The organism is Streptomyces sp. H39-C1, from assembly GCF_027158125.1.
GTDB lineage: Bacteria > Actinomycetota > Actinomycetes > Streptomycetales > Streptomycetaceae > Actinacidiphila > Actinacidiphila fildesensis.
In genome coordinates, this window is sequence record NZ_JAPVLS010000068.1 from 1 (window position 1) to 19,314 (window position 19,314).

Annotated in this window: 17 protein-coding genes and 1 pseudogene; 7 read left to right on the top strand and 11 right to left on the bottom strand. The window is 70.4% G+C overall.

The annotated features are described in order from the left end of the window. Positions 1 to 204: 204 nt before the first annotated feature. Positions 205 to 3,897, bottom strand: coding sequence for a family 78 glycoside hydrolase catalytic domain (locus tag O3W51_RS33980; protein WP_269288237.1), 3,693 nt, complete (start codon positions 3,895 to 3,897; stop codon positions 205 to 207). Between the two features lie 633 nt (positions 3,898 to 4,530). Continuing rightward, a complete protein-coding gene (locus O3W51_RS33985; RefSeq protein ID WP_138352108.1) occupies positions 4,531 to 5,625 on the bottom strand; it encodes a M20 family metallopeptidase in 1,095 nt (364 codons plus the stop codon). A gap of 140 nt (positions 5,626 to 5,765) precedes the next feature. Between O3W51_RS33985 and O3W51_RS33990 the strand changes: the two genes are divergently transcribed. Then, a complete protein-coding gene (locus tag O3W51_RS33990; RefSeq protein ID WP_138352065.1) occupies positions 5,766 to 6,005 on the top strand; it encodes a hypothetical protein in 240 nt (79 codons plus the stop codon). Between the two features lie 118 nt (positions 6,006 to 6,123). Here O3W51_RS33990 and O3W51_RS49005 read toward each other — a convergent pair whose 3' ends face one another. Beyond that, positions 6,124 to 6,381 (bottom strand): hypothetical protein, encoded by a 258-nt coding sequence (locus O3W51_RS49005; protein WP_164293109.1) that lies wholly within the window; start codon positions 6,379 to 6,381, stop codon positions 6,124 to 6,126. A 120-nt stretch (positions 6,382 to 6,501) separates the two neighbouring features. On the opposite strand from O3W51_RS49005, the gene O3W51_RS34000 reads away from it, so the two are divergent. Next, positions 6,502 to 7,098 (top strand): HD domain-containing protein, encoded by a 597-nt coding sequence (locus O3W51_RS34000; protein WP_138352064.1) that lies wholly within the window; start codon positions 6,502 to 6,504, stop codon positions 7,096 to 7,098. A gap of 445 nt (positions 7,099 to 7,543) precedes the next feature. After that, a complete protein-coding gene (locus O3W51_RS34005; RefSeq protein WP_138352063.1) occupies positions 7,544 to 8,974 on the top strand; it encodes a M1 family metallopeptidase in 1,431 nt (476 codons plus the stop codon). A gap of 432 nt (positions 8,975 to 9,406) precedes the next feature. Here the strand turns inward: O3W51_RS34005 and O3W51_RS49010 are convergent. Continuing rightward, positions 9,407 to 9,577, bottom strand: a pseudogene (locus O3W51_RS49010) (WYL domain-containing protein); the annotation flags it as partial. Positions 9,578 to 9,781: 204 nt separating this feature from the next. Then, a complete protein-coding gene (locus O3W51_RS34010) occupies positions 9,782 to 9,985 on the bottom strand; it encodes a cold-shock protein (protein WP_138352062.1) in 204 nt (67 codons plus the stop codon). Positions 9,986 to 10,264: 279 nt separating this feature from the next. Between O3W51_RS34010 and O3W51_RS34015 the strand changes: the two genes are divergently transcribed. Together O3W51_RS34015 and O3W51_RS34020 are read left to right on the top strand one after the other, a co-directional pair. Then, the gene (locus O3W51_RS34015; protein WP_138352061.1) at positions 10,265 to 10,603 is read left to right on the top strand and encodes an acyl-CoA-like ligand-binding transcription factor; all 339 of its coding nucleotides are present in this window, start codon (positions 10,265 to 10,267) and stop codon (positions 10,601 to 10,603) included. A gap of 453 nt (positions 10,604 to 11,056) precedes the next feature. After that, the gene (locus tag O3W51_RS34020) at positions 11,057 to 12,595 is read left to right on the top strand and encodes a carboxylesterase/lipase family protein (protein ID WP_269288238.1); all 1,539 of its coding nucleotides are present in this window, start codon (positions 11,057 to 11,059) and stop codon (positions 12,593 to 12,595) included. Positions 12,596 to 12,700: 105 nt separating this feature from the next. Here O3W51_RS34020 and O3W51_RS34025 read toward each other — a convergent pair whose 3' ends face one another. The 4 genes from O3W51_RS34025 to O3W51_RS34040 form a co-directional block, all read right to left on the bottom strand. Beyond that, entirely contained in the window at positions 12,701 to 13,015 is a 315-nt protein-coding gene (locus O3W51_RS34025; RefSeq protein WP_269288239.1) for a hypothetical protein, read from the bottom strand. Between the two features lie 322 nt (positions 13,016 to 13,337). Continuing rightward, entirely contained in the window at positions 13,338 to 13,847 is a 510-nt protein-coding gene (locus tag O3W51_RS34030) for an SRPBCC family protein (protein WP_138352058.1), read from the bottom strand. Between the two features lie 96 nt (positions 13,848 to 13,943). Beyond that, complete coding sequence (locus O3W51_RS34035; RefSeq protein WP_138352057.1) at positions 13,944 to 14,513, bottom strand: hypothetical protein; 570 nt, start codon at positions 14,511 to 14,513, stop codon at positions 13,944 to 13,946. Between the two features lie 104 nt (positions 14,514 to 14,617). Beyond that, on the bottom strand, positions 14,618 to 15,448 hold the full coding sequence (locus O3W51_RS34040; RefSeq protein WP_138352056.1) for an alpha/beta fold hydrolase: 831 nt from the start codon (positions 15,446 to 15,448) through the stop codon (positions 14,618 to 14,620). Positions 15,449 to 15,867: 419 nt separating this feature from the next. Between O3W51_RS34040 and O3W51_RS34045 the strand changes: the two genes are divergently transcribed. Continuing rightward, a complete protein-coding gene (locus O3W51_RS34045) occupies positions 15,868 to 16,896 on the top strand; it encodes a methyltransferase (protein WP_269288241.1) in 1,029 nt (342 codons plus the stop codon). A gap of 48 nt (positions 16,897 to 16,944) precedes the next feature. Here the strand turns inward: O3W51_RS34045 and O3W51_RS34050 are convergent, their stop codons facing one another. Then, positions 16,945 to 17,853 carry a GlxA family transcriptional regulator gene (locus O3W51_RS34050; protein WP_138352107.1) on the bottom strand — a complete coding sequence of 303 codons (909 nt, stop codon included), beginning with the start codon at positions 17,851 to 17,853 and terminating at the stop codon, positions 16,945 to 16,947. Between the two features lie 139 nt (positions 17,854 to 17,992). Here O3W51_RS34050 and O3W51_RS34055 point away from each other — a divergent pair, with 139 nt between their 5' ends. Then, positions 17,993 to 18,586, top strand: coding sequence for an MBL fold metallo-hydrolase (locus O3W51_RS34055; protein ID WP_138352054.1), 594 nt, complete (start codon positions 17,993 to 17,995; stop codon positions 18,584 to 18,586). A 152-nt stretch (positions 18,587 to 18,738) separates the two neighbouring features. Here O3W51_RS34055 and O3W51_RS34060 read toward each other — a convergent pair whose 3' ends face one another. Further along, the gene (locus O3W51_RS34060; RefSeq protein ID WP_269288247.1) at positions 18,739 to 19,152 is read right to left on the bottom strand and encodes a hypothetical protein; all 414 of its coding nucleotides are present in this window, start codon (positions 19,150 to 19,152) and stop codon (positions 18,739 to 18,741) included. Positions 19,153 to 19,314 lie beyond the last annotated feature (162 nt).

Consider the following 19,314-nt stretch of genomic DNA (forward strand, 5'->3'; position numbering starts at 1 on the left):
CCGGTCGATCATCAACGCCTCATCCGGACCCGAAGCAGGCCGAGCCCGCAGCAATGTCGGCACCATCCACCCCCAGCGCACTCCTCAACACACCGTGTATACCCATAAGTTGAGGAATTCAGCACTAGGCGCCGCCGGACAGGTCCCTCCGCCCATCGCGTCGGCGCTCAGGCCCGGGCTCGTGCCAGGACTTCACACCAGGACTCAGGCCGGAGCGGTGAAGGTGTGGTTCCCGGCGGGAAGCCGGAAGGCCGCGGCGCCCTGGGCGTAGCCGAAAGGCACCGCCTGGGCGGGTGCGGTCACCGCGGCCGCCGAGCCGGCCGGCACCCGGACGGTCGCCGACGTACCGGCGGGCACGGTGATCTTGAGGGTGAACACCCCGCCGGAGACGGACCAGTCGCTGACCGCCTGACCGTACGGCGTCTCGTACGCGGCACGTGCCGAGGTCAGCCCTCCGCCGGGCCGGGGTGCGACGAGCAGCGCCCGGTAGCCGGGGGACGCCGGGCCGAGGCCGCCGACCTGGCGGTAGAGGAAGTCGCCGACCGAGCCGAGCCCGTAGTGGTTGAACGAGTTCATCCCGGCGTCCTGGAGGCTGCCGTCGGTCCGGATGCCGTCCCAGCGCTCCCAGATGGTGGTCGCGCCCCTGCTGATCATGTACCCCCAGCCGGGGTACCCGGGCTGGAGCAGGATCTGGTAGGCGATGTCGGCGCGGCCGTGGTCGGTGAGGACCGGCAGCAGGTCCTTGACCCCGAGGAATCCGACGGACAGATGGCCGCCGGAAGCGGCGACCTTCGAGACCAGCCGGTCGACCAGCGACTGCACCCGGTTCTCCGGGACCAGTCCGAAGGCCAGCGCCAGCACGTACCCGGTCTGGGTGTTGCCGGACACCGTTCCGTTGGCCGCGACGAAGTAGTTGGTGAAAGCGGCGGCGACCTGGTCCGCGAGGGTGCCGAAGGTGGTGGCCTCCGCGGTGCGCCCGGTGGCCCGCGCCATCCTCGACACCAGCCGAGCCGCCCAGGCGAAGAACGCCGTGGAGATGACGTTGCGGGCGGTGTCGTCGTTGACGTTGAGCCAGTCCCCGAAACCGCCCTGGTCACGGATCAGATTCGCGTCGGCGGTCGACCGGAGGTACTCCACCCACCGGACCATCGCGGCGAAGTGCTCGTCGACGACGCGTACATCACCCGTGCGCTGCCACAGGGTGTACGGGACGATGACGCCCGCGTCCCCCCAGCCGGCGACGCCCGAGCCGTCCTGGGTGTCCGGTGCGGTGTTCGTGAACGATCCGTCGGCGTGCTGGGCGTCCGTCAGGTCGTCGGTGTACTTGTTGAGGAACGACGACATGTCGATGTTGTACGTCGAGGTATCGACGAAGGCCGCGATGTCACCGGTCCAGCCGAGCCGTTCGTTACGGCTCGGGCAGTCGGTGGGGACCGCGAGCATGTTGGACCGCTGTCCCCATACGATCGCCTGCTGCACCTGGTTGAGCAGCGCGTTGGACGTGGTCAGAGTGCCCAGTTGAGCGGCGGACGTCCAGGCGGTGCGACCGGTGAGGGCGGACGTCGTCGGGGTGCCGGGGAAGCCGGTCACTTCGACGTACCGGTACCCGTGCAGGGTGAACCGTGGCTCGTAGGTTTCCGTCCCGGTGCCCGCGAGGGTGTACCGGTCGGTTCCCAGGCCCGCCACCCGCAGGTTGTCGGTGTAGAGCGTGCCGTCCGCGTTGAGGATCTCGCCGTGCCGCAGCGTCACGACGGTGCCCGCGGGCCCCGACACCCGCAACCGGTCCCAGCCCGTGGCGTTCTGCCCGAGATCGAAGATCCACACACCGGGTTTCGGCTGGGTGAGGGCGACAGGGACGCGGTCGTACTGCACCCGGACCCCCTCGTCGACCTGCGACACCAGGTTCGGGAGCGCACCCGAGCGCACCGTGACGGCGCTCCAGGCCGCGTCGTTGAACCCGGCGCCGTCCCAACCCGCCACGGCTGACCGGGCGTCGTACTCCTCGCCCATCTGCAGGTCGTCGACCCGGATCGGGCCGGGCGCGTACTTCCAACTGCTGTCGGTGGCCACCAGCGAGGTCGTTCCGTCGGTGTAGGTCAGGTGCAGTTGCGCCGAGTACCAGGGCTGCGCACCGTAGAACTGGGGCCCGTGCCAGCCGATATGGCCGGTGTACCAGCCGTTGCCCAGCCACGCGCCGAGCGCGTTGGCGCCCTGCGCGATCTGGGCGGTCACGTCGTACTCCTTGTACTGCACGCGCTTGGAGTAGTCCGTCCAACCGGGTGCGAGCGCGTCGTTGCCGACCTTGGCACCGTTGAGCCGCGTCTCGTGCAGGCCCAGGGCCGTCGTGAACAGCCGTGCCGTGGCCACCGGCTTGGAGACCGTGAACGCCTTGCGAAGCAGCGGGGACGGCTTGGCCTGCGGTATCGCCACACCGGATCCCCAGGGCCCGCCCCCATACACCGCCACCGCTTTCGCCTGCACCCAGGCGGAGTCGTTGAAGCCGGGCTGCTCCCAGCCGGCCGGTCCCGTCTGCGCGGCCTTCCAGGTGGCGTCGGTGTTGACGACCGGGCTGCCGGTCGCGGTCAGTTGGGCGATCATGCCCGCCGGCGACTGGCTGGTGTTCTGCGTCGACACCGCGATGGTGTTGGATCCGGCGTGCAGCCGGCTCGTGACGTCGACGACGGAGGCCTGCTGCCACGCGGTGGCGGAACTGACCTGGGTGCCGTTGACCCACACAGTGGCGGTGTCGTCGCCGGAGACGACGAGGGTGGCGGACGACGGGGCGGCCGTGAAGCTGACGGTCCTGCGGAAGTAGCGGGTCCCGGCCGGGACGCCGGAGGCCGGGTCGCCCTCCGGGTACCAGATCCAGGTGGCGCCGCTCAGTCCGGCGGTGGACAGCGGCTGCCCGATGAAAGCGCCCTTCCACTCGGCGGCCGGGGCGAGCAGACCGGTCTCGAAGGTCCGGACGGCACCCCACCCGCTGACGCGTCCCTGGGTGTCCCATATCTTGACCCGCCAGTAGTAGCGGGTCCGCGAGGCCAGCGTCGGGCCGCCGTACACGACATCGACGGACTGACCGCTCGGTGCGCGGCCGCTGTCCCAGACGTCGCCGGTACCGGCATCGGCCAACGCACCGGAAGTGGCGACGATGACCTGGTAGGCGCCCTGCGCCTGCCCACCGGCCCCGGTGAGTTTCCAACCGAACCTGGGCCGCGCGGCGTCCAGTCCGAGCGGGTCGGTGCGGCGCTCAGTGGTGGCCGAGGCGACGCTCAGCGGTGAGGCGGCCGCCGGGTCGGGCGCGGCGACGCGGCTTCCCCACGGACCCGACCCGTAGGCCCCGAGGTCGGCGGCGGCAGGCCAGGACGCGTCGTTGAACCCGGGCTGCTCCCAGTCACCCGCCGGGGTCTGCGACGCCTTCCAGGCCCCGTCCGTGACGAGGTCTACGCCGGTGCCACCGGCCACGACGTGCACCCGCCCGATGAGGCCGGCCGGACCGGTGGAGGTGTTGCGGGCCACGACCGCGAGGGTGTTCGCCCCCGGGAGCAGTGCGGACTGGAGGTCGACGTACAGCGCCTGGGCCCAGGAGTCGGCGGCCCGGGGAGAGGAGGCCAGGGGAGTGCCGTTGAGCCAGACGTCCACGGTGTCGTCGCCGGTGACGACGAACTGCGCCTCGGTGACAGGGCCCGCCGGGATGGTGAACGTCCGGCGGAAGTACCGGTCACCGGTCGGGGCGGAACTCGCCGGGCTGCCCTCCGGGAACCACACCCAGTGCGCACCGGTGAGGGCGACGGGCAGCACGGTTCCTGCGGCCGGTGCGGCGCTCGCGGAGGCGGCCGTCAGAGCGGGGAATCCCGCCGCGGCGAGTGCGGCTCCGCCGAGCCCCCATTTCAGAATCATGCGTCGGTCGTGCCCGGAGGGGGACGGCTCGTCCAGCGGCATGGCTACTCCCACGTAGGAATGAATCGATTCATTCGGCGGGATGCTACGGCGTCCACCCCCATGCCGTCCAGGGATTCGACAGCCGCTCTCACGGCGGGACCTGAGCCCGGCAACCCGGGGTCGAATGGGCTGGTGGCCTGATCCCTACGGGTCGATCGGCAGGGTCAACACCCGTAATCTAGATGGTTGTTGTTGTCCAGAGACCTGCGCCTGCCGGCCCTGTTCTCGGAACGCGGCCCAACTGCCACCGTTCGCCTGCGCTTGCTTCCGTGCGATCGGGCGTACTCCACCGTGTCGACACACTCCGCCGATATCGTTTCAATTCATGGCCATGGACCCGATCTCTGGAATGCGGCACTCGCCCGGCGATCGGGAGTCACGGCAGTCACGGGAGTCAACGTGGCGTCATGGTGCGTTGCGGAGTGCGGTGGCGAGCTCATGAAGATGGCGCGCGACGGGGCCGGCGGTGAGCAGGCCGCTGGCCGCGCCGCCCAGTTCCGCTGCCGCGGGGGTGAGCGCGCCTCATGCTTCCGAGCGGCGACCCGCGCGGATCGCGTGATCCGCGGCAGGTCGCGCACTCCGCATGCCCCTCTACGCGTTCTGGATCGCGTTCACCAGGCCGGCGACAAGATGCGCCCGCTCGGCCATCGCTTCGATCACCAGGTACTCGTGGTCGGCGTGGGCGCCGCCGCCGACTGCTCCGAGGCCGTCGAGTGTCGGCACGCCCAGGGCCGCGGTGAAGTTGCCGTCGCTTCCGCCGCCGACCGCCGTGCCTACGAGGTCGGGAAGCAGCTGCTGTGCCAGCGCGAAGAGCTGCGTCGATGCCGACTCGGGCATCGGGGGTCGGCCGACGGCTCCCTGAACGGTGATCCGGGCCCCTTCGAGATGCGGAGCGAGGGCCGCGAAGGCGGATTCGATGCGTTCCTTCTCATCGGCCGACTCGACGCGGACGTCGACGAGGACGGTCGCTTCCGCGGGAACGACGTTGTCCTGGGTTCCCGCGGAAGCGACGGTCGGGGTGACGGTCGTGCCGATGCCGGGTCGGCCGAGCGCCGCGATGTCCAGGACCTGGTGGGAGGCTTCGATCAGGGCGTTGACGCCGGCTTCGGGCTCAAGGCCCGCGTGCGACGCCCGTCCCGTGATGGTGACGTGGAACGTGCCGCAGCCTTTGCGGCCGGTCTTCAGAGCGCCGCCGTCAGCGGCGCCCTCGAGCACCAGCACGGCGCCGCAGGCGATGGCTCGTTCTTCGAGGAGGGCGCGCGAGGAGCGGGAGCCGACCTCTTCGTCGGCGGTCATCAGGATCTCGACGCCTGAACGGTCATCGAGCGTCGCCAGGCCGTGAACGGCCTGCACCAGACCGCCCAGCATGTCGAAGACTCCGGGGCCGGTCGCGTGTCCGTCTTCGACCCTGAACGGGCGGCGTTCAAGGGTGCCGAGCGGAAACACCGTGTCATGGTGACCGAGGATCAGCACTTTGGGATCCCCGCCGGCCGACCAGTGGACGTGCGGTCCCGCTTCGCTCTCGACAAGGACGGCCGCCCCGCCGAGGCGGCTCTCGATGACGGCGGCGACAGCTTTGGCCGATGCCGTCAGGGCGTTGAGGTCGCGCGATGGAGACTCGATTTCGACGAGTGTCCTGAGGTCCTCGAGCATCGCTTCAACACTCGCGTCGGCAGTTCTGTGCATCGTCACGGCGCAAGGTTACTCGGGAACGTCGTGCTGGTCGGCGGTGCGGAGGGCGGTCTCACGTGTGCGAGGACGGGGACGACGGCCGAAGCGCCCGGGCCAGGCGGTCGGCGGCGGCGCCGTCCGCGGGTGCCGTTCCGGTGAGGGTGCCGACCAGGCTCGCGGGTGATCACAAGGCCACCCGCGACTACGTCCTGGATCTGCGGGAGCTGCACGCCATCCATGCGGCACTCACGGCGGCAGCCACCGTCTTCCTCATCGACAGGACATACTTCGCGGCGGAGAACTTCCACGTGAAGTTGAGTTTCCATCGGGAGAACTTCGACGCCCTGGCCTTGAGCCTCGTCCAAGCGGTATCGGACGTGACAGCCCCGGAGTAACAGAACCCGCGAGTGGCCTCTCCAGGAGGAGAGGCCACTCGCGGGGATGAGTTCCCGACCCTCGGCCCGCCGGACCAAGTCCGGCGGGCCGACGCATTCCCGGCGAGGGGTTACGGCGTCACGATCCGGTCGACCGCTGCCGCGACGAGTTGTTCGCGTTCGGTCGGTGAGAAGACTCCGGGCAGGGTGAGCTGTTCGTCCGGTCCGACGGTGAAATCGTCGGGCGGTCGCGCAGAAGTTCCTCGTGCCTTGCCGCGTAGATGTCCACGGCCTCACGGATGGAGCATCCCAGGGAGTCGCAGATTCCCTTGATGGCGACGATGGTTCGGCCCTCGGCGATGTCGTGGTCCACGCTTTCGGGCAGTCCGCCGCTCATGAACCCCTCCGCTCCGGTCGTCGGTACAGCAGCGAAGTACAGCAACCACCCTGATCACCGTCAACCGGATATGACCTGTGGACGGGGCGCCGTCCGTTCGAATCTCAGTAGTCTGCCCCGATGGCACCATCAGACATCCTCTCCCGAGCTCTTCACGACTCTGCCGACCCGCCACTGCGACCGCTCCCGCCGCCGGTGGCAGACCTGCTTCTGTCCCTGAACGCTCCGCCGCGGTTGGCTGCCCATTTGCGTGCTGTCCACGATGTCGCAGGTCAGCTGGTCGAGTGGGTGGTTCATCGCTGCCCCGGCCTCGCCCTCGACCGCGAAGCTGTTCTCTTCGGGGCGGCGACGCATGACATCGGCAAAACGGTGCACATAGCTGAGCTGTCCGGGCCCGGCTCGTCGCACGAAGAGGCGGGGAGGGAACTGCTCTTGGCGCACGGGTTCGTCCCGGAGCGAGCCCGCTTCGCCGGCACGCACGCGGCATGGTCGGATCCCGATATCACGCTCGAGGACCTGTTGGTGAGCGCAGCCGACAAGGTCTGGAAGAACAAGCGCGTCCCAGACCTCGAAGACCTCATCATCTCGCGGCTGGTCCGAGCAACCGGCAGCCCGCGCTGGGACGAGTACCTCGCGCTTGAAGGGCTGCTGGAGGACATCGGCAACGGCGCCGACGGCCGATTCGCCTTCCAAGCGTCCTTCCCGGTGCACGCATAGCGGCCGCGAAACCCTCGCCGGGAGTTGGCTCCCACCCTGGGCCGGGGCGCGTTCCCTCACGTGGCCTACGGGGAATCGACGAGGAACCGGGGGCCGATAGGAGCTGCCGCAGGCGTGGTGGGAGGCGCCGTGTTGGGGGTTGCCTCACCCGAAGGGACCAGCGACCAGGCACACGCACCTCGGCGATGGCCAGGTGGAGTGCTGGGGAGCCGGACGGAACACCGGCCAAGGGGTGGTTCCTTGGCGGGCGGAGCCAGGGCCAGGGCCAGGGTCGAGGGGCCGGGGGCGGGCCAGTCTGCTGGGCTCGCTGGTGCCCGTGGGACTTTCCCTCAACACTGATCACTAACAGGTGGCGACACCTGCGGAACGAAGCAAACGCAGTAACGGCCAGACGAGGTTCGCCACCGCACACCGCCGTCATCCCGGCACGTTCAGAGGAGCACTTGTGACGCCATCCCTGCAGCAGCCCACCAGGCGCTCGGCCATCAGCCGGAGAGGAGCCCTTGTCGCGGCAGGCCTCCCCATCGCCGTCGTGGCGCTCCTTGCCTCCGCTGCCGGGCCCGCGGCGGCCGGCACCGCCGGCTCGCCCGGTGTGAACGACCCGTACTTCCCGTTGGCGGGCAACGGGGGCTACCACGTGAAGCACTACGACCTCACCCTCGGCTACGACCCCGGGACCCGCCATCTCGACGGGCGGGCAGTCATCACCGCGCGTTCCACCCAACAGCTGAGCCGCTTCAATCTGGATCTGAACGGGTTGAAGGTCACGAGCATCACGGTCGATCAGGCCACCGCGGCCTTCTCCCGTGACGGACAGGAACTCGTGGTCACCCCGAGGAAGTCCATCGCCAAGGACCGGGAGTTCCGTGCCGTCGTCACGTACGCCGGCATACCCGAGCCGGTCACCGACCCGGACGGTTCCCTGGACGGGTGGATCCCCACGGACGACGGAGCGTTCGTCGCCGGGGAGCCGCAGGGCGCCATGACGTGGTTCCCCGCCAACAACCACCCGAAGGACAAGGCGAGCTACGACTTCACCGTCACCGTCCCTCAGGGGCGCAGCGCTGTCGCCAACGGTGTCTTCCTCGGGCAGACGACCTCCGGCGGACGCACCACGTTCCGCTGGCGGCAGTCGGAGCCGATGGCCGCGTACCTGGCCACCGCGACCGTGGGCACGTTCAAGGTCGAGCAGTACACCACCCCGGGCGGCCTCAAGGTCTACAACGCCGTCGACCCTCGTGAGGCGGCCGCCTCGGCACCCGTACTCAAGAAGCTTCCGTCGGTTCTGGACTGGGAGAGCAAGGTCTTCGGCCCCTATCCCTTCCGGGCCGCCGGAGCCATCGTGGACCACGCGCCGAAGGTCGGATACGCGCTGGAGACCCAGACCCGGCCGGTGTACGACCGGGCGCCGGACCTGAGCACCCTGGTCCATGAGAGCGCGCACCAGTGGTTCGGTGACTCCGTCTCCCTCACCACGTGGAAGGACATCTGGCTCAACGAGGGCTTTGCGACCTACGCCGAATGGCTCTACGACGAGCAGCACGGCGGCCAGAGCGCGCAGAAGACCTTCGACGACCTGTACGCCACTCCCGCGGACGACGAACTGTGGTCGTTCCCGCCCGCCGACCCCGGCAGCGGGGAGCACATCTTCGAAGCACCCGTGTACTCGCGCGGCGCCATGGCGCTGCAGAAGCTGCGCCATGCGGTCGGTGACAAGACGTTCCTCCGGATCCTGCGTACCTGGGCAACCGACAACCGCGACGGTCACGGAACCACCGCGCGGTTCATCCGTCTCGCGGAGCGGCAGTCCGGCAAGAACCTGGACAGGTTGTTCCACACGTGGATCGGTACGGCGGGCAAGCCGTCCCAGCCCTGACACGACAGGCAGCGCATGACGGACCTCCCGCCAGGGGCTGACGGCGGGAGGTCCAGGCCCACGCGGCCGAGATCCAGGGCACGAGACCCACGGCAGACGACCGACTGCGGGACGACCGGCGCGACCGGCGACAATGGCGCGGTGCAGCCAAGCGACCCGATCATCGTTGCCCTGGATTTCGACAGCCGCCGAGCAGCTGAGGAGATCGTCGACCGGCTGGGCGACCAGTGCCGTTTCTACAGGGCTGGCCGACCGGGCCGGGTGCCATGGTGTGGTCGCCTCGCCGCAGGAAGCCGCGCAGCTGCGCGGCGTGCTGGGTCCCGGCTCCGCCTCGTACTTCCAGCCCTCGGCCAGATGTTCCTCGAGCGCCTCCGCCGGGTCGAGGCCGTCCGGAGGGGCGCCGGCGGAGCCGAGGGCGTCGACGGTGATGATCCGGTCCACGCGGAGGACCCGTCGCGCGTTCTTCGTGTGTGACCAGCACAGCAGATACCAGCGGCCATGGCGCACGACGACCGCCCACGGGTCGACGTCCATGACCCGTTCCCGGTCGGGGCCCATCCGGTAGCCGAGCCGCAGCCTGCGGTGCGCGGCGCGGGACTCGACGAGCGCGGCCGTGGTTTCGGGGCTGGGGGCCGCCCGGTTGGGAGTCCGGGCCCAGCGCGGTGACCGTTCTTACGGCCTGCGCCGGGTTGGCGACCAGCTCCGGGAGCACGCGCATGATCTTGCCCAGCGCGCTGCCCACCGGATCGGTGGGGCAGGGCGCCCCGCACCGGAAAGGAGAACCGGTGCGGGGCGCCGAGACGTGGGTCAGATTCCTACGATGTTCTCCGCCTGCGGGCCCTTCTGGCCCTGAGTGACGTCGAACTGGACCTTCTGGCCCTCGAAGAGCTCACGGAAGCCCTGGGCGGCGATGTTGGAGTAGTGGGCGAAGACGTCCGGGCCGCCGCCGTCCTGCTCGATGAAGCCGAAGCCCTTTTCCGCGTTGAACCACTTCACGATACCGGTGGCCATGTTTGTCCCCTTGTCCAGGATCTCGGGGCACTGTCTTGTCAGTGCCCCCGTGTTGAGGTGATCGCCCTGGTCCTCGGACATTGCCGCACAGCACGACGCCCACGGTGCGAACCGCGGGCGCTGAGACTTCGGATCCACGACTACTAGCAGGAAAGTTAGCCGATTCGTGCGCGGCTCGCTACATGGAGCAGCCGGACCGGCGCCGGAACCCGCATCGGAGAGCCGGGGTGATGCGTCGGCCCGTCAGTGTCGGTCCGCGCGGACCCATACCGATTTGCAGTGGCCGTGTCGGTGCGCGAGACCGTCAAGGCGGTGGTGCGCGCGGCGGACTTCGCGCACCTGGCCGAGGAGTGGGAGCTGCTGCAGGAGCTCTACCGGCGTCATCCGGAGCTGTTCTCCCGGATGCGGCTGGACCAGGTGGACGCCACCATCGCGGCCCTGGCCGCGGAGGTGGCCGAGCGCGTCGGCCCGCCACCGTCCGCCGGCATGTACCCCTCGCTGCTGATCGGCGCGGCCTTCGCCGCACTGCAGGCAGCGGAGAACCACGGCCGGGTGGACCCGCGCGATCTGGACGACCTTCTCGACGAGGCCTTCGACATGCTCATCGCGGGGCTGTGACCCGACCCGGTCCGGCGGTCCGTCATCCCCTGCGTTCACAGGAGAAACGGGGAATACGGGGAATACGGGGAATCATGTCCGAATCGAACTACGAGTCCGCGATGCGGCAGGGGCACCAGGCCCTGACCGCGCGGGACTTCCGCTCGGCCTACCGGCACTTCGGCCAGGCCCACAACGTCGTCACGACGTCCTGGCGCATCACCTGGCCGCGCACCGCGCACTGGCGACGACCGCCTGGCGACAGCGCCGTCCGGACAGGGTGGCCTCGCAGATATTCCTCTACGGCATGGCAGCCCTGTCGACCGGTCCGGAAGTCCGGGCCGTCCGTAAATGGCTGGCGGGCATCGTGGTGCAGCGGGATGATCCGAGTGTCCGGGCCGACGCGAATTCCTGGTGCCCGGGCCGAGGCGAACCGCTGTGATCGCGCCCCACCTGCCCAGCGAGGGAATTGTGATGAATGTTGTCGCGTCCGAGCCGTCCGGGTCCCAGCCCGAAGTCCGCGCTGCGGCCGGGGCGCTGCGCGGCAGCCGGGAAGAGGGCGTCGCGGTCTTCCGCGGGATCCCGTTCGCCGAGCCGCCGGTCGGCTCGCTGCGGTTCGCGGCGCCGCGGCCCGTGCCGGGATGGGACGGCGTGCGGCCGGCTGTGTCGTACGGCCCGCCGCCCCCTCAGGGCGGCGCTTTGGGCATGGCCGCGCTGGCGCGGGACGCGGTGGGCGACGACTGGCTGACGGTCAACGTCTGGTCACCGGAGCCGGGCCCCGGTGCGGGGCTGCCGGTGATGGTGTGGATCCAGGGCGGCGCCTACACGGTCGGCATGTCCGGTCTTCCCGAGTACGACGGCGGCCGCCTGGCGCGTGACGGTGCCGTTGTCGTGGTGACGTTCAACTACCGTGTGGGCCTTGAAGGGTTCGGCCAGATCGAAGGGGCGCCCGCCAACCGGGGCCTGCTGGACCAGGTCGCCGCTCTGGAGTGGGTGCGCGACAACATTCGGGCCTTCGGCGGCGACCCGGACCGCGTCACCGTCTTCGGCGAGTCGGCCGGCGGCGGATCCGTCGCCGCGCTCCTGGCGATGCCGCGTGCGGCCGGGCTCTTCGGCCGGGCCGTCGCGCAGAGCGTGCCGGGCACGTTCTTCTCGCCGGAGCTCGCCGCCGACATCGCCACCGCCTGCGCCACCGAACTGGGGCTGCGGCCCACGGTGGCGGATCTGTCCACGGTGGCCCCGGCCCGGCTGTCCGCCGCCGGCGATGCGGTCGGCGCCAAGATGGCCCAGTGGGTGGAACGCTGGGGTCAGGTCGCGCACCGGTCGATCCCGTATTCGCCGGTCGTCGACGGAGACACGCTGCCGGTCACGCCATGGCAGGCCCTGGCCGCCGGCGCCGCCCGGGACATCGAACTCCTCGTCGGCCACACCCGCGACGAGCAGCGGCTGCTCACCGTGCTCGAAGGCCTGCTCGGCCAGGTGACGCCGGATCAGGCGGCCGCTGCCCTGCAGATCTTCGCCCCCGACGGGGACGGCGCACGCCGATACCGTGACGGGTTCCCGGCGGCCGGCCCGGACGAGCTGTACGAACTGGTCCACTCCGACTGGCTGTTCCGTATGCCGACCCTCCATCTGGCCCAGGCCCAGACCGCCGGCGGCGGCCGTGCCCACGTCTACGAGCTGACCTGGTCCGCCCCGGGCATGGGCGGTGCGTTCGGCGCCTGCCACGGCCTCGACGTGCCGCTCGTCTTCGGCAACCTGGACCGCGGCCAGCCCGCCCTGCTGATCGGTGAGAGCCCGTCCCCGGAGGCAGAGGCGCTCTCCGCCCACATGCGCGCCGCGTGGACGGCATTCGCCACCCACGGCGACCCCGGCTGGCCCGCGTACGACACCGAGCAACGCCTCGTGCAGCTCTTCGACACAAGCCCGGCCGTCACCGCCTACCCGGAGGAGACCTCCCGCCTGATCTGGCAGGACCACACCTTCCCAGCGCTGCCGCTGGTCGGCCGATAGGTCCGGAAGTACCGTCCGAAGGGCGCGAAGAAACGTCGGTGAAGCTCGGCGGCCAGGGGCTGTGGCCTTCAGAAGCCATGCGCCACGTTCTGGACCTGCCGGTGGTCAGTCGCGGACCGGGGAGCGGTGGGCGAAGACGAAGGCGCGGGGCGGGACGGTCAGGGCGTCGGGCGTCAGACCGGGCTGGGCGTCCAGTTCGGCGGTCACTGCCCGCCAGGCCGACAGGAGTGCCGCTGCCTGCTCGCGGTACGCGGTGCGCGGGGTCCGTACCCGCAGACGACCCGACGGGGCCGCCTCCTGGGAGCAGTGGAAGGTGCCGGTGTCCGGGAAGAACCAGGACCGCAGCAGCCAACCCGGGGGCGGTTGTGGGGGTGGGGTGTGGTCGAGGACGAAGGTCGACTCCTGCTCATCGCGGAGCAATGGGTGCTCGGCAACCGGCGTGCTGTGATGCGGCCGGCTGACCGGATCCAGACGTCCCGGAGTGGTGCACGTCGGATACCCCTCGCGGAGCGGTCGCGCGGCAGGTTCACCAGGGGACGGTTCCGGCCCCGGGCCTCGCCACGTGGAGCCGTTCCAGGACCAGCGTTCTCCCGCCGAAGACCACAGGAAGAAGACCGGAACGCGTCAGAGGGTGTGACCGGATTCGTCCACCGGGAACGGGAGCCCATCGTGCCGATCCCTTGAGGCGCGCTCTTTGCCGACGTGGGTGCTTACCGCGCCCCGACGACAGAGCCGACCGTGGTCAGGCGTTCGTCGAGGCGTCCAGATCGCGCTTCAGGTTGCGGAGCGTCCTGTCGATGTTGCGGACCTGGAACGCGGCGAAGGTGTGGCCGCCGGTGGCGACGCGGTCGAAGGCGTTGGCCACGAAGGTGGGCCACGAGCGGCGGTCGTCCGTCCAGGTCTCCGTCACCTTGGTGCCGGTTCCGGAGTCCTCCAGGCGGTACTCCCAGGAGGCGATGGGGGCGGACAGACGGGGACGGCGCAGCCCGATCGCATGGACGCGAAAGGCGAAACGGCGGCCGGGATCGGAGGCGGTCACCGTGCAGCGGGTGGTCCAGCGGAACGGGCCGCGCTTGTTGTGCCCGTCGAAGACGAGACCGACCGGCGCGCACTCGTCCTCGCCGGAGAGGGTCGCGCCGAGGTTCTCGGGGCTCCACCGTCCCATCTGCGCGGGCCGGCTGACCTGTTCGTACACGGTCGACGCGGCGGCCTCGATCAGGATGCTGCGCGACACGGTGAACGTGCGGGCCATGGGAACTCCATTCGTCGGAGCCTGACCCTACTCGCCAGTAGCGAAGGTGTCACCATCGTCAGGCACTCGCGCAACGAAGCGGTAGGCATGCCGCGCTCAGCCGGGGGACATGCCCCGTTCCACGTCGACGAAGTAGCGCATCCGGTACTCGGTCGGCGCCACGACGATGTGAGGGCACCCGCGTCGCAGTTCCTCCACCAACGGCCACATGGTGGCCGTGGAGAGGTGGGGTGCCTTGTACGTGGTGTGGGACACCTTGCCCACCTCCAGGAGCAGCGCCATCTCGTCGGTCTCCTCCCGCTCGTCGTCCTCTCCCGCGTCCACCATGACCCTTGAGACGCTTCCCACCTGCCGCACCGTAGTCACCGCGTCCAGCGGGTAGGAGCGGGTGCGCCCGTACCGCTGCCGCAGCAACAGCCGTCGCCGGGCACCCGTCTCCACCCACACATCGACCACCGACCTCCAGGTACGCACCCATTCGCGTCCCGAACACCCGATCCCGTAGATGACGCAGAGCACGAGCAGGAAGGCCACCACCGGCAGGACGAACGAGAACAACACCGTCAGCGGGAGCAACACGCAGACGGTGACGGCTCCTTCCTCGAAGACCCACGGCTTCTTGTACGGCGCCTGCCAGCGGAACACCACGGTTCGCGTGTCAGCCATCCACACAGGATCCGCGCCCACCCCACGGAGCACCACCCTTCAGGGCGCCGGACGTCCGGCCAACTCGGGCCGGACGTCCGGTCCGACCGGCGCCGGCCCGGAACTCACGGTGTGTTGGAACCGCCGGGGCGCGCGAGGCCGGTGGCGAATGCGGCGATGTCGGCGACGACGCGCCCGGGCTGTTCCCAGTGGACGACGTTGCCCGCGCCTTCGTAGGTGAGCAGACGTGTGCCGTGGATGGCGTCCAGGATGGCCTGCTGGTCGCTGCGCGGGAGAAAGTCGTCCTGGTCGCCCCAGATGACGAGCGTCGGCACCAGGATGCCTGCGAGGGTCGCGGCGAGGTCGGCTTCGAGCAGTCCGTGCAGGGTGTCCTTCCAGACGCGGGCGGGGACCTTGAGACGCTCGTCGATCATGGTCTCGATGAGTCCTCTGGCAACGGGGCGGGCCATGATGCCGGACAGGGGGGTCTCGACGAATGCGCGGGGGACAGGGTCGGAGAGGCTTTGGACCGTCTCGTTCATTTCGGCCGTGGTGGGTTTGTCCGCGAGCGTGGCCGGGACGCCGATGAGGACCAGTCCGGAAATCCGGTCGGGGTGGCTGCCGGCGACGATCCGGGCGGTGACCCCGCCGGTCGAGGATCCGACGAGAAGAGTGCGCTCGATGCCTACGGTGTCGAGGAAGGACACCAGGTCCGACGCGAAATCCTCCGGTGTGTATCCGTCGGGGGGACGGTCGGCGTCGCCGTGGCCGCGCTGGGTCGGCGCGTAACCGTGCAGGGACGCCGGGAGGCGTTGCAGCAGGGGCTCGAAGGACCACCAGGAGTCGGAGAGCCCGTGCACGAAGACCACCGGTGTGCCACCGGGATAGCCCGCCTCGGCGTAGGGCAGGGTGACGCCTCCCCGCACCACGGCGGACTTCAGGGAGATCACGGTCATGACAGCCTGCCTCCCTCCGCTCGGCCGCCCCGGTCCGCGCTCCGGGCGTGGGAAGCGAGCGGCGATCCCTTCCGACACTACCGATCAACGGTATGAGCCGCTCTGCGACAGTGGGTGTCCGACGAGGGTGAGGGCCCCTCCTCCGGGGCGGGCGGCGCTGCGGTCACGCGGGGCCGGTGACGTGTCGCGAGGATCTCCTTGGGGATCCTGACCTGGGAATTCATCGCCCGGTTCCCTGGAAACAGCGGCTGAAGCCGTGAACTCGGTGAAGGTCGGCTGGTCCTGGTCCGTGGTGCACCTGTTGGCTGGAGCAGCCGGCTTCCGTCTGGTCTGATACGGGCAACGAAGTCCGGTTCCGCGGACAACGCATCGCGGCCCACCGCGAGCACCGGCGGGCCGCCCGACGCAGGGAGACGACCATGGACCGGACGGCCCCGGAGGACACGGACGAGGGTGACAGCGCGCTGCGCGCCTGGCGGACCATCGCGCCGCTGATGGATCTGATCACCCCCATGGCCCTGCGGGCAGCCGCCACGCTGCGCCTCGCCGACCTGATCGCCGACGGCTCCGGGCAGATCGACGAACTCGCCCGGCGCTCGGAGGCCGATCCGGACGCGCTCGGCCGGATGCTGCGGCACCTGGTGTGCCATGGCGTCTTCACCGAGCCGGAGCCAGGGCACTTCGCGGTCAACGAGATCGCGGAGCTGTTGCGCTCCGGGCATCCGGCGGAACTGCGGCGCGGGCTCGACCTCGACGGTTTCGGCGGCACGATGGATCTGGCGTTCGTCGGCCTGCTGCACACCGTCCGCACCGGGGAGCCTGCCTGGGAGACGGTCTTCGGCGCCCCGTTCTGGCCTTATCTGGCGGCCAATCCGCGGATGGGCGCCTCCTTCGACGCCAACATGTCGTCCAGCGCCGCTTTCGTGACGGACGAGGCGGGAGGCTACGACTGGTCCGCGGTCCGGCATGTGACCGATGTCGGCGGGGGCACCGGCGCCCTGCTCGCCGAGCTGCTCGAAACCCACCCGGACTTGCGGGCCACTCTGGTCGACCTTCCGGCGACCGCCGAGCGGGGCCGGGAGTTCCTCGCCACGCGCGGGCTGACGGACCGGTGCGAGGTCGTCGGGCAGAGCTTCTTCGACCCGCTGCCGGCCGGTTCCGATGTCTGCGTCCTTCGACGGGTGGTGCACGACTGGGACGACGCGCAGGCCCGCGGCCGGGTCGTCGTCATCGAGGGGCACGGTACGTCCGGCGACGATCCGGCGGGCTTCGCGGAGATGGACCTGCGCATGCTGGTGTTCGCGGGCGGCCGGGAGCGGAGCGTCGACGAGTACTCGGCCCTGGCGGCCGGCAGCGGGCTGCATGTCGCGGGCGTCCGCACGACACCACTCGGCCACGTGGTCCTCGACTGCGTCCCGCAGTCCGCTGCCGCAACGTGTGGTGCGTGAGGAGCTCGGCGTCGGGGGAGTCCGCGAGCGGCGACCGCGGGCTGTTCGCTACGGCACGTGGGTGAAGGAGCGGCGGTAGGAGCGGGGTGGCACACCCCGGCGGCGCACGAACTGTTCACGCAGTACGGCGGCGCTGCCGTAACCGACCCGGTGGGCGATCTCCTCGACCGGCAGGTCCGTGGTCTCCAGGAGCTCCTCGGCGCTGCTCAGTCGCAGGCTCCGCAGCCAGGCGTGCGGGGTGGTACCGGTCGCGGCGGCGAAGCGGCGGGCGAAGGATCGTTTGCTCATCACGGCGCGCCGGGCCAGTTCCGCGACGGGAAGCGGCTCGTGGAGGTGTTCGCGGGCCCAGGCGATCACCTCGGTGAGGCGTTCGTCCTGGCAGTCCTCGGGGACGGGGGCTGCCAGGTACTGGGCCTGCCCGCCGTCCCGGTGGGAGGGCAGCACCATGTCCCGCGCGACGGCGTTGGCCATCGCGGCCCCGTACTCCCGCCGCAGTAGATGCAGGCACAGGTCGAAGCCCGCGGCCGCTCCCGCACCCGTGGTGATCCGCTCTTCGTCGATGTACAGGGCGTCGGGTTCGACGGCGACATCCGGGTAGCGGCGGGCCAGCAGTTCGGCGAACCGCCAGTGCGTGGTGGCCCGTCGGCCGTCGAGCAGTCCGGCGGCGGCGAGCGCGAACGTGCCGACGCAGTGGGCCGCGACCAGCGCGCCGTTCTCGTGCGCGGCCGACAGCGCGTCGAGCACCGCGGGTTCGAGCGGCGTGCGGAAACCGGCCCACGGCAGGGCGATGACGAGATCGGCCGCGGCCAGGCGGTCCAGGCCGTGCTCGATCAGGAGCGGCACGCGGAGGTCGGTGGGAACCGGCCCCGGCCGGTCGCTGCACAGGGCGAAGTCGAAGCCGGGCAGCCCCTCCCCGTGCGGGCCGAACACCTCCGTGACGATGCCGAGGGCGAGCATGCCGACACCCGGCGGGACGTACGCGGCGACAGTCACGAAAGGCGGCACAGGAGCAGTGTCGCATCTGTGGCACGAATCCTGTGATCAGGGGCAGCAGTGCCACTCGTGAGCGGCCGGCCGGCCCGGAAGGATTGGGGGCATGACAGACGCACCGCTCGGCCGCAGCGCCGTGTACACGATCCTGACCACCGGCTACGTCGGCTCCACGGGCCCCGGAGTCGCCGCCACGGTCTCCTACATCACCGACGGCGAACGGCATGTGATCTTCGACCCGGGCATGGTGGCGAGCCGCGACCGTATCCTCGACCCGCTCGCGGAGCTGGGCCTCGGCCCGGACGACATCACCGACGTGGTGCTCAGCCACCACCACCCGGACAACACCATGAACGTGGGCCTGTTCGGACGAGCCCGGGTCCATGACCACAAGGTGGAGTACCTGGGTGACCAGTGGACGAACCGGGACGCGGAGGGCTACGAACTCACCCCGTCGCTGCGGCTGATCCGCACGCCGGGACACAGCCCCGAGGACATCACGCTGCTGGCGGGCACGGATTCGGGAGTGGTGGCGTTCGCGGGCGACCTGTGGTGGCACTCGGAAGGCCCGGCGGACGACCCGGTGGCCCCGGACCGCGACGTACTGCGCGCCTCCCGGCTCAGGGTCCTGGCCGCCGCGGACCTGATCGTGCCCGGCCATGGTGGCCCGTTCACGTCCGACGACACCGCGCCGCGCTAGCCGCGTCATCGGGCCCGGCGTGTCCGGCGTGCCCGTCGTGCCCGATTCAGCAATCGTGCCCGGCCATGGTGGCCCGTTCACGTCCGACGACACCGCGCCGCGCTAGCCGCGTCATCGGGCCCGGCGTGTCCGGCGTGCCCGTCGTGCCCGATTCAGCAGTGGCTGGACCGGGTACGGGCCGCGGCGTCCAGGTGCTGCAGGTGGTGCCAGCGCGCGGTGTCGTAGCCCTCGGCATCGCGCCAGGGGGACACCGCTTCGCACAGCAGGTTCCAGTCCCGCTGAATGTCCAGGCAGCGGTCGAGGGCCTCGGCGGCCGCCTCGCCGGGCCGGGCCGAGCGCTGCTCCAGATGGTGACGCAGCGACGACATCAGATGGTGCGTCACGTTGACCAGCCCCAGGGTGGCGCGCTGCTCCTCGGGCTGGCCCCGGTGCCGGCTGGCCAGGGCCTTGAGCCGGTCGTCGAGGAAGGCGGCCAGGGCGTCCACGTCGGCGGCGGAGATGTCGTCGGCGTAGTGCAGGGTGAGCTCGGGTTCTGCGGGCTCGGCAGACTCGGCGGGCTCGGTCACGTGCAGCGGTTCCCCTCGGTCACGGGCGCCGGTCCGACAGGGCGTCATATCCGGTTTGTCGCCTCGGGTATGGGATGTTATCCGAGGTGTGAGCGCTCAGACGGAGGGTCTGACGACAGCTTCTGCGTCGGTCGCGGCGTCGCGCATGCTATTTTGTGAGCG

What these genes read in the sequence shown, in the direction of transcription:
- O3W51_RS34045 (WP_269288241.1), top strand. Translation starts at nt 15,868, where the DNA reads ATGGACCGGACGGCCCCGGAGGACACGGACGAGGGTGACAGCGCGCTG.
- O3W51_RS34050 (WP_138352107.1), bottom strand. Translation starts at nt 17,853, where the DNA reads ATGCTCGCCCTCGGCATCGTCACGGAGGTGTTCGGCCCGCACGGGGAG.
- O3W51_RS33985 (WP_138352108.1), bottom strand. Translation starts at nt 5,625, where the DNA reads ATGCACAGAACTGCCGACGCGAGTGTTGAAGCGATGCTCGAGGACCTC.
- O3W51_RS34000 (WP_138352064.1), top strand. Translation starts at nt 6,502, where the DNA reads ATGGCACCATCAGACATCCTCTCCCGAGCTCTTCACGACTCTGCCGAC.
- O3W51_RS34035 (WP_138352057.1), bottom strand. Translation starts at nt 14,513, where the DNA reads ATGGCTGACACGCGAACCGTGGTGTTCCGCTGGCAGGCGCCGTACAAG.
- O3W51_RS33980 (WP_269288237.1), bottom strand. Translation starts at nt 3,897, where the DNA reads ATGATTCTGAAATGGGGGCTCGGCGGAGCCGCACTCGCCGCGGCGGGA.
- O3W51_RS49005 (WP_164293109.1), bottom strand. Translation starts at nt 6,381, where the DNA reads ATGAGCGGCGGACTGCCCGAAAGCGTGGACCACGACATCGCCGAGGGC.
- O3W51_RS34055 (WP_138352054.1), top strand. Translation starts at nt 17,993, where the DNA reads ATGACAGACGCACCGCTCGGCCGCAGCGCCGTGTACACGATCCTGACC.
- O3W51_RS34010 (WP_138352062.1), bottom strand. Translation starts at nt 9,985, where the DNA reads ATGGCCACCGGTATCGTGAAGTGGTTCAACGCGGAAAAGGGCTTCGGC.
- O3W51_RS34020 (WP_269288238.1), top strand. Translation starts at nt 11,057, where the DNA reads ATGAATGTTGTCGCGTCCGAGCCGTCCGGGTCCCAGCCCGAAGTCCGC.
- O3W51_RS34040 (WP_138352056.1), bottom strand. Translation starts at nt 15,448, where the DNA reads ATGACCGTGATCTCCCTGAAGTCCGCCGTGGTGCGGGGAGGCGTCACC.
- O3W51_RS34030 (WP_138352058.1), bottom strand. Translation starts at nt 13,847, where the DNA reads ATGGCCCGCACGTTCACCGTGTCGCGCAGCATCCTGATCGAGGCCGCC.